The 15,608-nt window shown below is 43.7% G+C and carries 15 protein-coding genes; 7 read left to right on the top strand and 8 right to left on the bottom strand.

The genetic code is table 11. The annotated features are described in order from the left end of the window. Nucleotides 1-434: 434 nt before the first annotated feature. The 3 genes from MSG35_RS01630 to MSG35_RS01620 form a co-directional block, all read right to left on the bottom strand. Nucleotides 435-1,805 carry a YjiH family protein gene (locus MSG35_RS01630; protein ID WP_048609722.1) on the bottom strand — a complete coding sequence of 457 codons (1,371 nt, stop codon included), beginning with the start codon at nucleotides 1,803-1,805 and terminating at the stop codon, nucleotides 435-437. 228 nt (nucleotides 1,806-2,033) lie between these two features. Beyond that, on the bottom strand, nucleotides 2,034-2,708 hold the full coding sequence (locus MSG35_RS01625) for a YoaK family protein (RefSeq protein WP_248382606.1): 675 nt from the start codon (nucleotides 2,706-2,708) through the stop codon (nucleotides 2,034-2,036). A gap of 175 nt (nucleotides 2,709-2,883) precedes the next feature. Further along, nucleotides 2,884-3,366: a GFA family protein gene (locus MSG35_RS01620; RefSeq protein WP_170926836.1), complete on the bottom strand. Its 483-nt coding sequence runs from the start codon at nucleotides 3,364-3,366 to the stop codon at nucleotides 2,884-2,886. A 32-nt stretch (nucleotides 3,367-3,398) separates the two neighbouring features. On the opposite strand from MSG35_RS01620, the gene MSG35_RS01615 reads away from it, so the two are divergent. The 3 genes from MSG35_RS01615 (at nucleotide 3,399) to MSG35_RS01605 (ending at nucleotide 6,045) form a co-directional block, all read left to right on the top strand. Beyond that, nucleotides 3,399-4,052: a hypothetical protein gene (locus MSG35_RS01615; protein WP_248382605.1), complete on the top strand. Its 654-nt coding sequence runs from the start codon at nucleotides 3,399-3,401 to the stop codon at nucleotides 4,050-4,052. A 124-nt stretch (nucleotides 4,053-4,176) separates the two neighbouring features. Further along, the gene (locus tag MSG35_RS01610) at nucleotides 4,177-4,476 is read left to right on the top strand and encodes an isoamylase early set domain-containing protein (protein WP_009845720.1); all 300 of its coding nucleotides are present in this window, start codon (nucleotides 4,177-4,179) and stop codon (nucleotides 4,474-4,476) included. Nucleotides 4,477-4,752: 276 nt separating this feature from the next. Continuing rightward, nucleotides 4,753-6,045 (top strand): peptidoglycan DD-metalloendopeptidase family protein, encoded by a 1,293-nt coding sequence (locus MSG35_RS01605; protein ID WP_248382604.1) that lies wholly within the window; start codon nucleotides 4,753-4,755, stop codon nucleotides 6,043-6,045. 131 nt (nucleotides 6,046-6,176) lie between these two features. Here MSG35_RS01605 and MSG35_RS01600 read toward each other — a convergent pair whose 3' ends face one another. Then, nucleotides 6,177-8,021: a GGDEF domain-containing phosphodiesterase gene (locus MSG35_RS01600; protein WP_248382603.1), complete on the bottom strand. Its 1,845-nt coding sequence runs from the start codon at nucleotides 8,019-8,021 to the stop codon at nucleotides 6,177-6,179. Nucleotides 8,022-8,163: 142 nt separating this feature from the next. Continuing rightward, nucleotides 8,164-9,060: a LysR family transcriptional regulator gene (locus MSG35_RS01595; RefSeq protein WP_048610723.1), complete on the bottom strand. Its 897-nt coding sequence runs from the start codon at nucleotides 9,058-9,060 to the stop codon at nucleotides 8,164-8,166. Nucleotides 9,061-9,168: 108 nt separating this feature from the next. On the opposite strand from MSG35_RS01595, the gene MSG35_RS01590 reads away from it, so the two are divergent. From MSG35_RS01590 to MSG35_RS24010, 3 genes are all read left to right on the top strand, one after another. Next, a complete protein-coding gene (locus tag MSG35_RS01590) occupies nucleotides 9,169-10,374 on the top strand; it encodes a multidrug effflux MFS transporter (RefSeq protein ID WP_248382602.1) in 1,206 nt (401 codons plus the stop codon). 100 nt (nucleotides 10,375-10,474) lie between these two features. Next, nucleotides 10,475-10,825, top strand: a complete 351-nt coding sequence (locus tag MSG35_RS01585; protein WP_017057980.1) for a hypothetical protein — start codon at nucleotides 10,475-10,477, stop codon at nucleotides 10,823-10,825. Nucleotides 10,826-11,110: 285 nt separating this feature from the next. Then, on the top strand, nucleotides 11,111-11,245 hold the full coding sequence (locus MSG35_RS24010) for a hypothetical protein (RefSeq protein WP_010431176.1): 135 nt from the start codon (nucleotides 11,111-11,113) through the stop codon (nucleotides 11,243-11,245). Between the two features lie 152 nt (nucleotides 11,246-11,397). Here MSG35_RS24010 and MSG35_RS01580 read toward each other — a convergent pair whose 3' ends face one another. The 3 genes from MSG35_RS01580 to MSG35_RS01570 all read right to left on the bottom strand — a co-directional run bounded on the left by MSG35_RS01580 (nucleotide 11,398) and on the right by MSG35_RS01570 (nucleotide 14,125). Then, complete coding sequence (locus tag MSG35_RS01580) at nucleotides 11,398-12,015, bottom strand: glutaredoxin (RefSeq protein ID WP_050620585.1); 618 nt, start codon at nucleotides 12,013-12,015, stop codon at nucleotides 11,398-11,400. A 68-nt stretch (nucleotides 12,016-12,083) separates the two neighbouring features. Then, complete coding sequence (locus MSG35_RS01575; RefSeq protein WP_017062738.1) at nucleotides 12,084-12,974, bottom strand: DMT family transporter; 891 nt, start codon at nucleotides 12,972-12,974, stop codon at nucleotides 12,084-12,086. Between the two features lie 155 nt (nucleotides 12,975-13,129). Further along, nucleotides 13,130-14,125 (bottom strand): porin, encoded by a 996-nt coding sequence (locus MSG35_RS01570; RefSeq protein ID WP_248382600.1) that lies wholly within the window; start codon nucleotides 14,123-14,125, stop codon nucleotides 13,130-13,132. Between the two features lie 377 nt (nucleotides 14,126-14,502). On the opposite strand from MSG35_RS01570, the gene MSG35_RS01565 reads away from it, so the two are divergent. Then, on the top strand, nucleotides 14,503-15,519 hold the full coding sequence (locus MSG35_RS01565; RefSeq protein WP_248382593.1) for a succinylglutamate desuccinylase/aspartoacylase family protein: 1,017 nt from the start codon (nucleotides 14,503-14,505) through the stop codon (nucleotides 15,517-15,519). Nucleotides 15,520-15,608: the final 89 nt, after the last annotated feature.

The following is a 15,608-nucleotide window of genomic DNA, read 5'->3' as shown; positions in this document are numbered from 1 at the left end:
GAGTTTTCCCCTTCTCACAGGCTTTTCGAAGACTAAAGTTAATCGTGTTTTTGTAATTATATATATCGACTCGATTGGGTTTTACTTGAATGTATTTTCACAAAATAGACTACAAAAATACAACAACCTAAACAATACAAAATTCAATAAAGCGCATATTTGTTACTTTTAGTATTTGGTTCAATGAGTTGGGGAATGGGGCTAGACGGAGTTTAAGGAGGAATTAAGAATCTATTAATTTGATGGTTATGCGTTCAGTTTTCTATTAACAAGAGGCGAGGTGAATAAACGATATGAAATCAAATGATATGCAGAACTTATAAATTAATTGAACTCCAAATAATAGTGTGTATATATTTTCGCAAATAAAAAGCCCCACAAAAGTGAGGCTTTATAAACTGAATCTTTATTGAATTATATAAGTAGCATCTAATTTAGAATATTAGATGAGCTACACCAGCGATAACTGGAAGCGTAATTAACGTACGTAGAATAAAGATAATAAACAGTTCTAAGATGTTCACTGGAATCTTACTGCCAAGAAGTAGAGCGCCTACTTCAGACATGTAGATCAGTTGAGTAACCGACATTGCTGCAATAACAAAGCGAGTCATCTCGTTGTCGATAGAAGCGGCAAGAATCGCAGGAATAAACATATCCGCAAAACCAACAACAATTGTTTCAGATGCTGCAACCGCTTCAGGAACACCAAGTAGCTCTAGGAATGGAATGAAAGGCTGACCTAGGAATGAGAATACAGACGTGTATTCCGCAATAACCAGCGCCATCGTACCAAGGCCCATAACAACAGGCAGTACGCCAAATACCATATCCACGGCGTTACGGATGCCTTCAGCAAATACTGATTTAGCAGACTTAACTTGTGATGCTTTGCTTACTGCTAGCTCAAGGCCCCAAGAGAATGTTGAGTGACCCGCTGGGATAGCGTCAGCGTCTTTGTGTGGCTTGCTGCCATCAATGAAAGTATCTTTCTTCATGCTTAGTGGTGGAAGGCGAGGGATGATCACCGCTGCCACAATACCCGCTAAACAGATTGCTGCGTAGAAAGGTAGGAATAGGTGCTCTAGTTCTACCTGAGCAATAACCACAAGACTGAATGTGATAGATACTGCTGAGAAAGTCGTACCAACAACCGCAGCTTCACGCTGAGTGTAGAATTTCTTCTCGTACTGTTTGCTTGTAAGCAGGATACCAACGCTGCCGTCGCCTAACCAAGAAGCCATACAGTCAATCGCACTGCGACCTGGGAGGTTGAAGATTGGACGCATGATTTTACTTAGTAGCGTGCCAAACAGCTCTAGTAGACCAAAGTTAAGTAGAAGCGGAAGTAGCAAACCAGCAAAGATGAATACTGAGAACAGTGTCGGAAGCAGGCCTTCTAGAACCAGACCACCGGTGTTTTCTTCCCAAATAACCTCAGGGCCAACTTGGAAAAAAGCCATAACGGCTGCAGCACCACCAATTAAACGAACCAGCAACCACAGTGGAGATGGGTTGAAAAGGCCGTTTAAAAATGAATTTGATGTAATGAATGTAGGCTTAAAAATGGTGCTTAAAACTGAAGCTACAGACATGAAAGCAACGATCGCAGTGATGATAGGGACTAGATATTCACCGAAAACCGCTTGAATTGATTTGGCTAAGATAGCTACAGGGATGGTTAGATCACCTTGATAGCTGATTGGCGCCATGAAAAGGAATAAACCAATCAATGATGGGATTAAGAAAACCCAGAAACTGCCTTTAGATTTCTCTGTTTGAGCAGTATTCGTGTTGTTAGACATGTTATTGTTCTCGAATTTCTACACGTAAAAAAGCCACATCCTTGGCATTTTTATTCACAAAACGTCCGTATTTTCTCATTGGGTGCAAGATTACCCAGTATTAATATTGCTTGCAATACTATTCATCAAATATCGCTAAATATTCATGCTGGTTATTCTGCAACGTATTAAGAGTTTAGAATAAAGTGTTGCGGATGTTACGTAGTTTGAGGTTATTTTGCCAGATATTTATAAATTGATTGGGGTTTCAGTTCGATAGGTCAAGTATAGCCAGTAGCTAAACGCAATAATGAAGGCGAAAGAGGCAGGGAAAGCCAATGCCAAGATTTCGAAGCGTTGGAACAGACAAGCGCCACTTAAGCCGCCAAACAAGAAGCCAACCACAATGAACATCAGAAGTTTGGCTTTACGACGGTCAAAAGGCATCCCCTTTAAGCGAGCGCCAATCATGATCCCCAGATCGGTAATGATCCCGCTCATGTGTGTTGTTCGAATGATCGCCCCGCTGTAAGTGGTGATCATCGCGTTCTGCAAACCACACGCGGCTGAAGCGAAATACTGGCCGGAAGTGTAGCCTTGCAACAGTGCCCACAGCGCCAAGAACAGCAATCCACCCTCAATACATAGCGCAACACCGTAACGGCGTCCTAACTTCAATGCTTGGTTTTCAATAAAGAACCCGCTGAACGCCGCACCTAACATGAAGCTCATGATCACCAATAGGAGGTGAACAGAAGCCGAGGTCGGTGTAAGCAGGCTACTGCCGAGCAAAGACATGGTGCCGGAGATATGGGAGATAGCTTGATGTTGGAAGCCAAGTAAGCCGATAGCATTAACACTGCCAGCAAGGGCTGCTAACAGTAAGGCGCCGTATTCAACCCAGCGAGGTAGCTTAGAAATCATGTGGTTCACCCTGGGTTAAATAGAGGAGCAAGATTATAACGCTAGAGAAAAGATACGCTAGCGCTGTGGAGCGTTGATATTTGATCTTAGGCAACAGTATTGCAGTTTGTTCTAATACTGTTGCTATATAAAGATAACGGTCAATAACGAGATAAAGATAACGCTCAATGACGAACTAGTTGTAATGGCTCATTTGGTGGTCGAACTTAACCCAACCGTGCTTGCGCTCTTCATAAACCGAAAAGCTCGGCAGTGGGAAATCTTGCTCTTTAAACAATCCGAGCGGGACGATATAAAAATCGGCGGCGGCAACCGACTGCAAAAGCATGGTGGTGCCACACTTGGGGCAAAACTGATAGGTGACTTCATTACCCGTATCGCTGATGCGTGAAAAAGAGGTCACTTCCCCGCTGAGTGTGACTTGTTCAATAGGGAACCGAGCCTGAACGCCGAAAACACTTCCGGTGCGTTTCTGACACTCATAGCAATGGCAGACAGATGTACGTTGAGGTTCGCCTCGGCATACTAGATTGACTGCTCCACAGCGGCATTCGCAACTTCTGATATTTCTATCTTTAATATGATTGATATCCATCCATGCTCCACTTCTGGTTAAGCCTGTATTGATAATTATACTAAAGCCCTTTATGGTCTGCACAACTGGATGAAAACAAAAGAATATAATTGCCCATGAAAAAGAAAATCTTACCTATTCCTCTGATTCTACTGATTCCAATTGTCATGCTGGTTGTGGTGATAGTGGCGGGTGTTTATCGCTTTAGCTTAAGTGATGAAGAGATCTTGGCGAAGTTTCCTTCTTCTCAAGTGAGTTATGACCCAGTCGTAGAAACCGTTTTTGATTTGAAGACGACCAACCCATGGACAATTAAAGTTCCTGAAACTAACGCCTACGCGTTTATTAATGAAGTTGATGAGCCTAGAGCCATCGCGTTTGGACGCTATGACTCAGGTGTTGAGCGCGGCGTGGTAACGGTAGACACCAATAATCTTTCAGCCGCTACGCTGGGCAAGGCGAGTTTCTTTGTCGCGCCGATGTGGATATCTAACCAAGGCAGCGGTGTTTTCTATTATCTAGGCCTGTTTAAACATGACCAACAACGAAGCCGAGTGGTGTTAGTCGACCAACTTTTTCTGGGCGACCGTATACGAATTCAAACATTGGAGGTCGCTCAGCAGCCAGATTCGCAATCACAGAATAAACTCACTGGGGAAGGTTTTATCGGCTTTACTCAGCATTCTGCGGAACAATCATTTGCAGAACCCCCTTCTGAAAAGGTGTTAATGAGTTTTTCTTTTGATACGCAATCAATTGGTAAGCAATAACGTTTTCGCGAATGTAAGGATCTGTTGTTTATGTGAGCCAAATTACATATTATCTTAGTTAGATGAATGAAATTTAGACACACTTAGCTTTGTGTCCGCTTATTTTTACAAATGGAGCTTGCGAATGATTAATAAACGTTTTTTTAAGACGAAAGATGAAGTTGAAGTGACCTTCGAGCTAGAAGCTCAGGAAGCGAACTCTGTATCCATCGTTGCTGACTTTCTTGATTGGAAAGCTACCCCAATGAAAAAACTAGCCAAAGGGAAGGTTTACAAGTTTAAAACTCGCCTACCTAAAGATGGCGAGTTTCAATTCCGCTACCTAGTTGATGACCAACAATGGGTGAACGATGCGAACGCTGACCGTTACATCCCAAATGAGTTTGGTGAAGACAACTGCTTAGTGTCGACGGTAAACGCATAATCTTTTCTTAAAACCAGCGACTAATTCGCTTCGTTTATTAATTATTCGAAACGGAATAACGTCAACCAATAGAAAGCAGAAGCTAGCCGTTTCTGCTTTTTTATTTTTAAATTTAGCGGTTAATTTTATTTCTTATCTAGTGGCTCTTCATCTACGGCAACTCAATGACTTAGGCTAAGTTGGGCAGATTCACATCATATTATGACAATGCATTGATGATTTATGCGTTTGAAAAGCATATCCTATGCCTTTATATCGTAGAAAGACCTGTTTACCGTGTATTCAAAAATATTTTCCTCTCCGTTTGCCGAGCTTTCACCTGTAAAAAAAGTAGCTATTTTAGGATTGCCACTTATTGCAGCGATTGGGGTTGCTCTGCAATCTTCGCAATCAAATCTGACGAAAACGATCGAGCTTGATCTACCAGACTCAACCGTTATTGAGTCAATTCTGTCACCATCTTCTGTTACCGTTATTGAGCCACCGACATTTGAGTATCAAATTCAATCTGGCGATAACTTGAGTAGTATCTTCACGCAACTTGGATTTTCTTATAAATCGATGATGAGCGTGATGGAAACCGATTTGAACTTCCTTGCTTTAGATACGCTTCGCCCTGGTAATACATTACGCTTTTGGCGTGATGAAGCGACCGGCGACCTTTCTAAAATGGAACTTCAATTTAGCGTCGCAGACAAAGTGGTTTATCGACTGCTTGATGACGGCAGCTACGAATTCGAAGACATCTCTATTCCGGGTGAATGGAAGCAAAAACCTTTAGTCGGTGATATTCAAGGCAGCTTCTCTATGTCGGCGAACAAGGTTGGCCTGAGCAGTCTTGAGATTGACCATATTGTGACTCTTCTTAAAGACAAGCTGAACTTTAGCCGAGATCTGCGCGCTGGCGATCAGTTTGAAGTGCTTCAAAAAGCGCAATATGTTGATGGTGTTGCAACCGGAAAACGTGAAATTGAAGCAATTAAGATCATGAATCGTAACCGCGTTGTATCAGCGTACTTGCACACTGATGGTCAATATTACGATGCCAATGGCGATAGCTTACAACGAGCTTTCCAACGTTACCCTGTGAGCAGTAGCTGGCGCCAAAGTTCTCAGTTTAATCCTAAGCGCTTACACCCTGTGACTGGCCGCATTTCACCGCACAACGGTACAGATTTCGCGACGCCAGTTGGTACGCCGGTTCAAGCAACGGGTGATGGTAAAGTGATTATGACGCGTAAGCACCCATATGCGGGTAACTACGTGGTCATTCAACACGGCAGCACATACAAAACACGTTACCTACATTTGAGTAAGATTCTGGTTCGTAAAGGACAAACGGTATCTCGTGGACAGCGTATTGGCTTGTCTGGCAAAACTGGCCGGGTGACCGGAGCACACTTGCACTATGAACTGATTGAACGTGGTCGTCCTGTCAATGCAATGACAGCAAATATCCCGATGGCAGATTCTGTGCCTAAAAGGGAAAAAGCGACGTTTGTAGCTTCAAGAGATGAAGCAGATAAACTGTTAAAGGTCGCTTTAGAAGCCCAATCTAATAACAGCTAGTTAGACTCTTTGAGATAACCCTGAATAAAGTTGTTATTCATCAAGCATAATTAGAACCGCGAGAGCATCACTCCGAGTAGAGTCATGACCTCGCGGTTTTTTTGATCCTAAGTCAATTCAAGGATAGCGGTTTAAGCCAAAGGCTCAGAATGAGTAACATAGCTGACGATAGCTTCAGGTCGCATGGGTGGTGAGTAGAGGTATCCTTGTATCTTGTCACATCCCATTGCGTGCAGTTTATCTAATTGCTCACGCTTCTCTACGCCTTCCGCAACCAAAGACACATCGAGTCTGTGAGCAAGCTGGATAATCAGCCAAACAACGCTTTCTGAGGTTGAGTTGGTCAGCAAATTACGGATAAAGGTGGCGTCAATTTTAATGCAATCGATAGGGTAGCTGTGAATGTAGTTCAAACTGGAGTAACCCGTACCGAAATCATCGAGCGCAATAGTGAAGCCTTGCCCTCTCAAAAAGTTAAGTGCCGATTTTGTCTCTTGGGTTGGAGATAACAGCACCGTTTCGGTTAACTCAATAACAAACTCATCAGCTTTAAAGTGATGCTGTTCAATCGTTCGTGTGAGATAGGAAATATAGCGTTTCGAGTCGGTAAGCTCATGAGCAGAACAGTTTATTCCAAGCTTAACCTTGTAACCTAAGCCTTGTTCTAATGTGGTTTTTGCGCGGCACACTAACTCAATAATACGCTCACCTAGCTCGACAATCAGCCCAGACTCTTCAGCCACTTGAATGAACTCCACAGGCGATATGTCACCGTGTCTGGCGGTCTTCCAGCGAGTCAGTACCTCGAAATATTCCCATTGCGTCTCGCCTTGGCCCACAATGGGTTGGACAACTACGTACATTCCATTGCTATCGGGGATATAGCTTTGTGAAATCGGGTTTTCGAGTTCATTTCGCAGTGCTGCAATTAGCTCGGTTTTTCTTTGGTAGCGAGATCTCAAGTGGGTGTCATAACATTGAATATGAGTATCTTGGCTGTGTTTACACTCTTTAAGCGCCAAGCTAGTGTTGAATATGATCTGTTCAACGTCTTTGTTGTCTCCGTCCGAACTGGCAATTCCAATGCTGAGTTCCAAATCTATCTTAATATCAACGCTGCTATAGCCTTGCTTAATTTTTGCCAGTATCTGCTCGCACACCGCTATCGGGTCAGAGTGGTAGGTAATGAAGGCGAATTCATTGCCAGCAGTTCGGAAAGTCAGGTTGCTCTCGGGTAAGGTTCGACGCAAGGTTTCTGCGACAAATTGAAGCACTTTATCGCCAATATAATTGCCGTGCATGTCATTGATGGCTTTGAAGCTATTGATATCGAGTAAAGCCAATGTAAACGGAGTGACGCTCTGTTGAGTAATCGACTCTAAGGTATCGGATAGACAGCTTCGGTTGAGTAACCCGGTTAGGCTGTCGTGTGACACCTCATAACTAAGTTGATTTACCAATTGTTCGGAGCGATCGTTAAACCACATTTCACGTAAGGTGTGGATGATGATGTCGGCGAACAATTGATGGTGTTTTATCACGTCTTGCTGCTGATCAGGGCTAAGAGGTGAGGTAAACGTTGAAAATAGCACGCCCATTACTTCGCCACTTTGAGTTCGAGTCGGGATCGCGATGGAGTTTTGTGAGGTGATTTCCTGCCTAAATGCCGATGTCGGCAATGACTGGACGACATATTGAGCAAACGAGCAATCAGGGTGTCTTTGATTGACGGCTTGTTGGTAGATGTGACCATGGCGCGCATTGATTTTGTCATGCAATACATGGTCAGAATGGGCGATCACCAAAGGAACGATTTGGTCAGGGAAGTGCTTCTTCTCAATGATGCTAGTGTATTGAGTATCAAAGGTCTGATGTAAAGTAAGCACAGCTGACTCTAAAAGGTCGATACCTTCCAATTTCAGCAAACGGCCAATGCGCTCTGTGTCTATCATGCTGTTGTGCGTATGTTGAGTCATAGTCACCATCCCTAGTTAACCAGATTCACTGTGTCAGCTGTATACGTTTTATCTTGTATATGTGCGAACTTGTATAATCTATATGCGTCACGTTTATTATCGGCCGTGTCGTATAACTTTTCAAATTAAAATGTGACTTATTTCACAGAGCTTGCGTGCTACGCTCTTTGTCTAGTCTATCTTTCAGATGGTCCAAAAAGAGCTTGGTTCGCGTATGCGAGTAATCAAGCTTAGGGTAGTACGCGTAAACCATCACTTCGTCGGCAGTAATATTTGGCAATACTGGAACTAATGTCCCTTGTTTTAGATCCTCTTTGATCATCGCTTTGATGGTTAATAGTACGCCCATTCCTCGCTTCGCAGCATGAAACAAAGCCTCTGGATTGGTGGTAGCAAAGTTACCGTTGAGGGTGATGCGCTGCCCTTTGGTGAGTGTGACTTCTCGGGTAGGGCGCTCTCCCCAAATTAAAGAGTTGTGTTGTTCTAAGTCCTGCTCGTTGGTGGGGTAACCATGTTTAGCTAAATAGCTTGGCGCCGCATAGAAGCTGGCTTTGTGCTCAAACAGCGGTGTTTTCTTAAAGCTTAACGAGTTGAGCTGTTCCAGTTCGCGACTGATAACCAGATCCAGGCCCAGTTCTGGTAATTGCCCTGGCGTGGTCGTGATCAGCTGCACCTTAATGTCCGGATACTTTTCTAAGAAGTCGTCCATGTATTGCACGAGAAACTTAGAACCAACCGCAATCGTTGCACCTATCTTTAATAGGCCAGCTGGGGTTTGGTTAACCGAGCGTGTCTCATCAATTATAGACTGCCAATTGTCGAGCTGATCCTTGGCTCGCAGGTAAAAGAGTGCGCCGGCTTCGGTTTGGCTAATTGAGCGTGTGGTGCGCTTTAACAGTTGAGTGCCAATACGTTCTTCTAGCCAGTTCACTCTTTTGCTGATCGCCGAGCTGGTGGTGTTTAGTTTTCTAGCAGCACCATTGAAGCTGCCTTCTTCCACTACTCTGACATAGCTTTTTACGTTAAGAATCCAATCCATATTATTTCCTGTTGGGACTTAATAAAATTCCAATTTAGCTAATTATCAATTATTGGTTTTGAATGTAAACTCATCTAATGAACAAATATCAAACGAATAGGGAATTTTTTGAACCAATCGACCTTTAAAAAAACGCCGTTACTCTTAGCAATGATGATTATTGCTACGGGACAGGTGGGAGTGAGCATCTACTTGCCAGCATTGCCGTTAATTGCTTCTGACTTAAGTGCTACTCAAGTTGATGTACAGCTGCTCGTCACGCTGTTTCTAGTGGGTTTTGGTTTGTCTCAGCTATTTTACGGACCGATGTCCGATGCGGTGGGAAGAAGACCTATTTTCTTGTTAGGTCAGGGTGTTTATTTGATTGGTACTGTCGTTTGTGTTGTGTTTTCTGACAATATGACGGCGCTAGAAGTTGGTCGCTTGCTGCAAGGTTTAGGGGCGGGTAGTGCCTCGGTTCTTGGACGAAGCGTGCTTCGCGACAGCTATGATGGTTCTCAGCTTACCAAAGCGCTGTCTTATATATCGATCACCGCGTCGATCATGCCGATCATTGCGCCGGTATTCGGTGGTTGGATTTCATTTCATCTCGGTTGGCAGGCGGTGTTCCTGTTCGTTTTATTGTACCTACTAGCGATATTCACACTGGGTTACTTTGTTCTGCATGAAACTTTGCCATACGGAAAGAGCCGCTTTGATGCCTGCCAAGTTGTGAAGAACTATGGGCGCTTGTTGACCAATCGCCAAGTGTTAACCAGTGCCAGTTACAACTGGATGAGCTATATGGCGAGTTTGGTTTCGTTGTCGTTGTTTCCATTCTTAATGCAAGAGCAATTGGGGCTGACCGCCGCTGAATATGGTTCATTGATGATTGTTCCTTCGGCGGGCTTACTGATAGGTAGTGTCGCCTTAAACTTACTCAATCGTAGGTTTAGTACACCCCAATTGATGAGCCTAGCTATTTTGATTATCTTGGCGTCGGGAACTTGGCTTCTTACTCATGAGTTATCCATCTTTAACTTGGTTTGGGCGTTTACTTGGTTGGCGATAGCACAAGGTATCTCGTTCCCATTGTCAATCAGCATGTTATTAGAACCTCATAAGAAACAAGCGGGCGCGGTGTCGGCATTGTCTGGCTCAATTCAGATGTGTTTAGCGGGTTTATTGGGTGGGTATCTAGTAGAAAGTTGGGTCACGACTCATCTGCAGTTAGGCGTGTTCTATCTCATTATTGGCGCAGCCATGGGCGGAGTGCTTTGGTCTTCAACCAAAATGAACAGCAAAGGCGATACTGTTGAAGTGGAATATAGCTAAACACTAAATTCACTATCGTTTAACGCACCCTCGTTAATACGTTGTATTTGTGCTGATGGTTTTCTACAATGCTTCGGTCCATTGAATAGGTAAAAACAAAATGCAGCAAAATGAATTTGAAGTACTGGTAAAAGCTATCTGCGCACTAGATGGCCTGCCCCAAGCGCTTGAGCTATTGAAATCCAATGAGGATACAGAAGTCGCTGAGGCTGCTGCATCACTGACTGGTCAATTTGCACTTGCTGAAGTGGAAGGCGAAAAGCGTATTTACCACGTGACGCTTCAAGAAAATGAACAAGGCGAAGAGCAAGAGTACATCGAACATGTCATGAATGAAGGCGATGACTTAATCAAATTTGCAGCTTGGTTCTTTGAAACGATGTTTGAATTGAAGCAAAAAGACACATACCAAATTGCCGGTAAAACTTACAGACAGCCGAAGCGCAGCTAGGTTTCTCAGTAAAGTATTTTAGAAAGCAGCTCTCTTGAGCTGCTTTTTTTATCAGTGTCTAAACCAATGTTTTTGATTGTTATTAGGAATGGAGCATTAAGCTCAAACCAGAATTTAGGTTAACTCATTGATATACAAATGCAATGCTGATTAGCACACAGACAAAATTAGGTTAATTGCAAATTAATACTTAGCATTGCATTAAAGTGTGATTTAGATCTTGTTTTTAGGTGTTTTAAGTGTAAAATCCGCGCTAAAGAAAGTTGATTATGTGCGGAGATAAGCATGAATTACGAACTAGGCCACGCATACCTTGGTCAAATGGCAGCAAAAAACATGATGCACGAAGCATTGTACGGCACTTCAAAGCCAAAGAAACCATCGTTCTTTAAGCGAATGATGAAGAAAATGGCTAAATAAGCATTTTCAAAAACGGAATTTTAAAAGGCCTTAAACTCAATGAAGTTTAAGGCCTTTTTCGTTTTAGCGATTGGTGAAAGTTATCGCTTTGTTTTGTTGTGGATGGACACAAAAACACTAAATAAACTTCTGACTAACGGCTTTTAATGGATTTAGCCAGCAGATTGATTGGATAAGTCGACTACGTTATTAGGGATGCTATCTAAGCCATTCTCTTTCATCCACGCTTCTAAGTTGTCGGCACCACCGATGTACTTACCATCAAGCCAGATCTGCGGGACGGTGACCGGTGTTTTCTCACCAATGTGTGCTTTTACCTCTGGAATCATACGGTACAAAGCGGCGCTGTCTTTTACTACATCGTGGTATTGGTATTCAACACCCGCTTCATCCAACATTTTCTTTGCTTTAACACAGAATGGGCAGGTCGCCTTACCATAAACGATGTTGCCTTTTAGGCTGTCTCGTTTGGTCCACTCTTTGATCACGGATTGAACCAAGACTCCACGATTAAGCGCTTCACCTTGGCTGACAACCTTGCCTTCAACAACAAGAATTGGAGCATGCCAAGAGCCTAGTTTTAGCGGCTCCCACCAGTGAGACAACCAATCTTTCACTTCCAGTTCGACATCGACATCGGCCAACTCATTCTCAAAAGTATCCTTCAGAATGTCTTTGGTAAGGGTACATTCCCCACATGGGATATTAACTTTAAATGGACCCCAGCTGCCTGCCCAACGGTATAGTGTAATCTTGACTGGTTTCTTCATGGTTACGGCCTCGTTTGAATTCTCTTATCCATATAGAACGGACAGTCGAACTATTTATTTCACCAACCTTAAACTTTCTTCACTTTTGAAGGTTTTTTGGTTTCCCAGTGCGTTATAAATGCAACTGACGCAATAATAATAGCAGCCCCTAGCCATAAACGACCCGGTGGAACCCAACTAAACACAATCCAACCTGCTAAAACATTTAGCGGTAATTTGGCGTGGTCAAAAGGTTGCACAAACGAAGCATCAGCGACTGAGTAGGCTTTCACAATCGCCCATTGAGCGAGTGCCGTCATAACACCGATAACAATCAATATAGCCCAAATTGTACCGCCGCTTGGCGTCTGCCAATCTGGCGCGGCAAGCAGGATGTTAAATGGTGTGATTAATAGCAGCAGGTACACCACCATGGTTGAAGGACTGTCTTGCGAAGATAGCTTTTTCACCATGAGTGAGTAGCATGCCCAGAAGAAAGCGGCACCGACTGGCAATAACGTTGCCCAGTTAAAATCTTCAGCCCACGGCTCTAGAATCACCATCGCACCTACGAAGCCGGCTAAGGTTGCGCCCCAGCGAGCAGCTCCAACTTTCTCTTTTAAGAAAAGCCCTGAACCTATGGTTGCAAATAATGGCGACGTCATGAGAAGGGCAATGCCTTGCCAAATTGGTACTGGGTAAGCCAGTGCCCATATCCAAAGTTGAATACCAATAACAGACAAGAAGACACGGAATACGTGCAATTTGAGGTTGTCGGTTTTTAGCGCACGGCGAATGCCCAGCGTTTTCAGATAAGGAAGAATAGCGAACAACGCGATAGCGTATTGAATGACGGCAACGGTGGTAGAAGTAAGTCCGAAATGAATGCTAGCAATTTGAGTTAGGCTGTTAATAACGGCAAAGGCTAGGCCTGCGGTTAGCATCCAGCTAGCGCCTTGGATCGGATGGTGTTGTGACATGATGCTTCTAATTATTTGATGTGGTTCACCTATGATACGGATTTAGCACCACTTAACCAGAAAAAGCATTAATGAAGTCGGTCAGAATATTTGAACATGAAAAAAGGTTGAGCCATTGCCCAACCTTTTTAGTCTGTATCTAAAGTCGATTTAGATTAGAAGTCGTAACGTACACCTAGGCGAAGTGTGTCTTCACCTTGAGTTGTTAGGCCTGTAGTTACGTCTTTCACTTCATCTAAGCCGTTGATGTAGTATGCAAGATATGTACGGAAGTTGCTGTTTAACTTGTAGTAACCAGCTAACTCGATGCCGTCAACAGAGTCTGCTGTAGAGCCGTTTGCTGCTTCGTCTTCTTGATACGTGTAAACAACCGCAGCTGAGATTTGTTTAGTGAATTTGTACTGTGCTGCAAATTCCATAGCGGTAAACGACTTATCCTGAATTAGGACTGCTTTATCATTTACATCACCTGTTGAATATGTAGCTGCTAGGTAAAGGTTGTCTAAAGAGTACGCTAGACCTGCTAGGATTTGGTCGGCACTACCGTTACCCGCACCTAGGTCCTCACCAGAGTACGCTAAACCAAGGTCTAGGCCGAATGGTAGTGAATACACACCAGAAATTCCGTAACCATCAGAGTCTTTTTCGCTGTTTGTTTTGTAAGTTGCTTCTAACTGAAGTGCATCAAAACCGCCACGGTATGCAATAACACCATCTTCTTTATCAGATGCTGCATCGAATACTTGTTGAACACCAGAGAATTCAGTGATATCCGTAAAGTCAGAAACGATTACTGAAGCCATGTCTTGACGACCGAAAGAAACCGCTTGGCCATCGAAATCAACACCAGCGTACATGTAACGGTTGTTAAAAGTAACGCCGCCAGTCCCTTGCTCTGCTTCGTAGAAACCGAATGCAGATACAGAATCTGTTAACTGGGTTTCACCACCAATATTAAGGCGGAAGCGAGTTTCATCGCTCATTGAACCTTCAAGTTCAGCACCTTTTGACGTACCAATGAAATCACCACGGAATTCCGCACGACCACCAATTTTAAGTTCTGTACCATCAGAGCTGTAAACTGTTGCTGCTAGAGATGAACCTGAAACTAGTGCCGCTACCACTGCAGAAGCTAAAACTGCCTTTTTCATAATCACTTACCTTGTATTTTAAAATCCGTGAGCAATGTGCTCTCCGTTTCGATATGAAGCTAATTTAGAGCAGATAAATTAAGCTTTCATTTCCATAAAATTACATTTTCGTGAATGGGGAACTTTTTTAAGTGTTGATTTTATTGCACTTTTATTTCATGCGACTGAGTGTTCTGTGAATAGATATACAAGTTGCGTGTATTTCAAAGGTCACATTGACAAGTTTTACCTTGGAATCACGGATGTCGATGGTGATGAATTTTGGTAGCGCTTGAGGGCTTGTTAATCTGATTAACTGCTTGTACTGGTTAGGATATCCTCTATGATGCAAAAACTTAGAAGAGAACAGATTCTGCTCAACAAGATGGAGACGTTGGATGAAAACAGAGTACTTAGGCGATGTTTTACAAGGTAGGCAGGTTATTGGCTCCTTGAATGTTGAAGACCTACCCGTTGGAGAGCACCAGTTTTGGTTTCAAGTCACCAGTGATGGGTTAGGGCAACCCAAAAACATGCCGGTTTCTGTTTTCAAAGGCAGTCATGAAGGTCCTAAGTTGATGATCACCGCCGGTATTCACGGTGATGAGCTAAACGGAGTGTTGGCTGCACAGCAAATTATCAGGGACTTAGTCGGTAAAACGCTCAAAGGTACGGTAACGATTGTGCCTACTGTGAATTTGTCTGGCTTGCTGAACCATAGCCGTGATTTCATCTCTTCGGATCCGGGCTCTTGTCCTGCTAATCTTAATCGACTCTTTCCGGGTGATGCTAATGGCTTGGCAGCGGAGCGCTTTGTTGCGTCTTTGTGGGAGCGTTTGCTTAAGCATAATGCCACCTTCGCCGTTGATCTCCACACTCAGACTCGTGGTGCAGTCTACCCACTTTATGTGTTTGCTGATTACCGCATAGAACAATGTTTGGAGATGGCGAGGCTGATGCAACCCGATTGTGTTCTGAATGACCCTGGCGACCCAGGTATTTTAGAAACAGTTTGGAATCGAAGTGGAATTCCGAGCATCACGGTGGAAGTTGGGATGGGGAAATTTACTCAGCCTGACATGATTCAACGAGCGGTAGACGGTGTTTTTAACATGCTGTCTTATTATGAAATGTTCGAGGTTGAAATAAATCATCCCGAGAACATGCAACTGCCGAGCATGGATTGGATAGAGGGTAATGATGTGGTTTCTATCCGCGCTGATATTGGTGGCTTTGTATTGCCGCAGGTTGAGCTTCTACAGAGCGTAGAACAAGATGATTTATTGGCCATTCAGTATGACGCTTTTGGTAATGAGTGTCGCCGTTATCACGCGCCGTCTGCTGGACGTGTCCTTAGCTATAACGTGGATGCGTTAAGGGAGCCGGGTGCGCTTGTTTGTCGCTTGCTAAGTTAGGGCTTAGTCGGTTGAACGTTTCCGTGTTAATGCACTGTGTCGCCATTTAAAACACGAAAAAAAAAGACCGAGCAGGGCTCGGCCAAAGG

The organism is Vibrio sp. 1CM23M (assembly GCF_023161755.1).
GTDB classification, from domain to species: domain Bacteria; phylum Pseudomonadota; class Gammaproteobacteria; order Enterobacterales; family Vibrionaceae; genus Vibrio; species Vibrio coralliirubri.
Note: the sequence above shows the minus strand (reverse complement) of the source record. Positions and strands in the feature narration are given on the sequence as shown.

What these genes read in the sequence shown, in the direction of transcription:
- MSG35_RS01630 (WP_048609722.1), bottom strand. Translation starts at nt 1,805, where the DNA reads ATGTCTAACAACACGAATACTGCTCAAACAGAGAAATCTAAAGGCAGT.
- MSG35_RS01625 (WP_248382606.1), bottom strand. Translation starts at nt 2,708, where the DNA reads ATGATTTCTAAGCTACCTCGCTGGGTTGAATACGGCGCCTTACTGTTA.
- MSG35_RS01615 (WP_248382605.1), top strand. Translation starts at nt 3,399, where the DNA reads ATGAAAAAGAAAATCTTACCTATTCCTCTGATTCTACTGATTCCAATT.
- MSG35_RS01610 (WP_009845720.1), top strand. Translation starts at nt 4,177, where the DNA reads ATGATTAATAAACGTTTTTTTAAGACGAAAGATGAAGTTGAAGTGACC.
- MSG35_RS01600 (WP_248382603.1), bottom strand. Translation starts at nt 8,021, where the DNA reads ATGACTCAACATACGCACAACAGCATGATAGACACAGAGCGCATTGGC.
- MSG35_RS01595 (WP_048610723.1), bottom strand. Translation starts at nt 9,060, where the DNA reads ATGGATTGGATTCTTAACGTAAAAAGCTATGTCAGAGTAGTGGAAGAA.
- MSG35_RS01585 (WP_017057980.1), top strand. Translation starts at nt 10,475, where the DNA reads ATGCAGCAAAATGAATTTGAAGTACTGGTAAAAGCTATCTGCGCACTA.
- MSG35_RS24010 (WP_010431176.1), top strand. Translation starts at nt 11,111, where the DNA reads ATGAATTACGAACTAGGCCACGCATACCTTGGTCAAATGGCAGCAAAA.
- MSG35_RS01580 (WP_050620585.1), bottom strand. Translation starts at nt 12,015, where the DNA reads ATGAAGAAACCAGTCAAGATTACACTATACCGTTGGGCAGGCAGCTGG.
- MSG35_RS01575 (WP_017062738.1), bottom strand. Translation starts at nt 12,974, where the DNA reads ATGTCACAACACCATCCGATCCAAGGCGCTAGCTGGATGCTAACCGCA.
- MSG35_RS01570 (WP_248382600.1), bottom strand. Translation starts at nt 14,125, where the DNA reads ATGAAAAAGGCAGTTTTAGCTTCTGCAGTGGTAGCGGCACTAGTTTCA.
- MSG35_RS01565 (WP_248382593.1), top strand. Translation starts at nt 14,503, where the DNA reads ATGAAAACAGAGTACTTAGGCGATGTTTTACAAGGTAGGCAGGTTATT.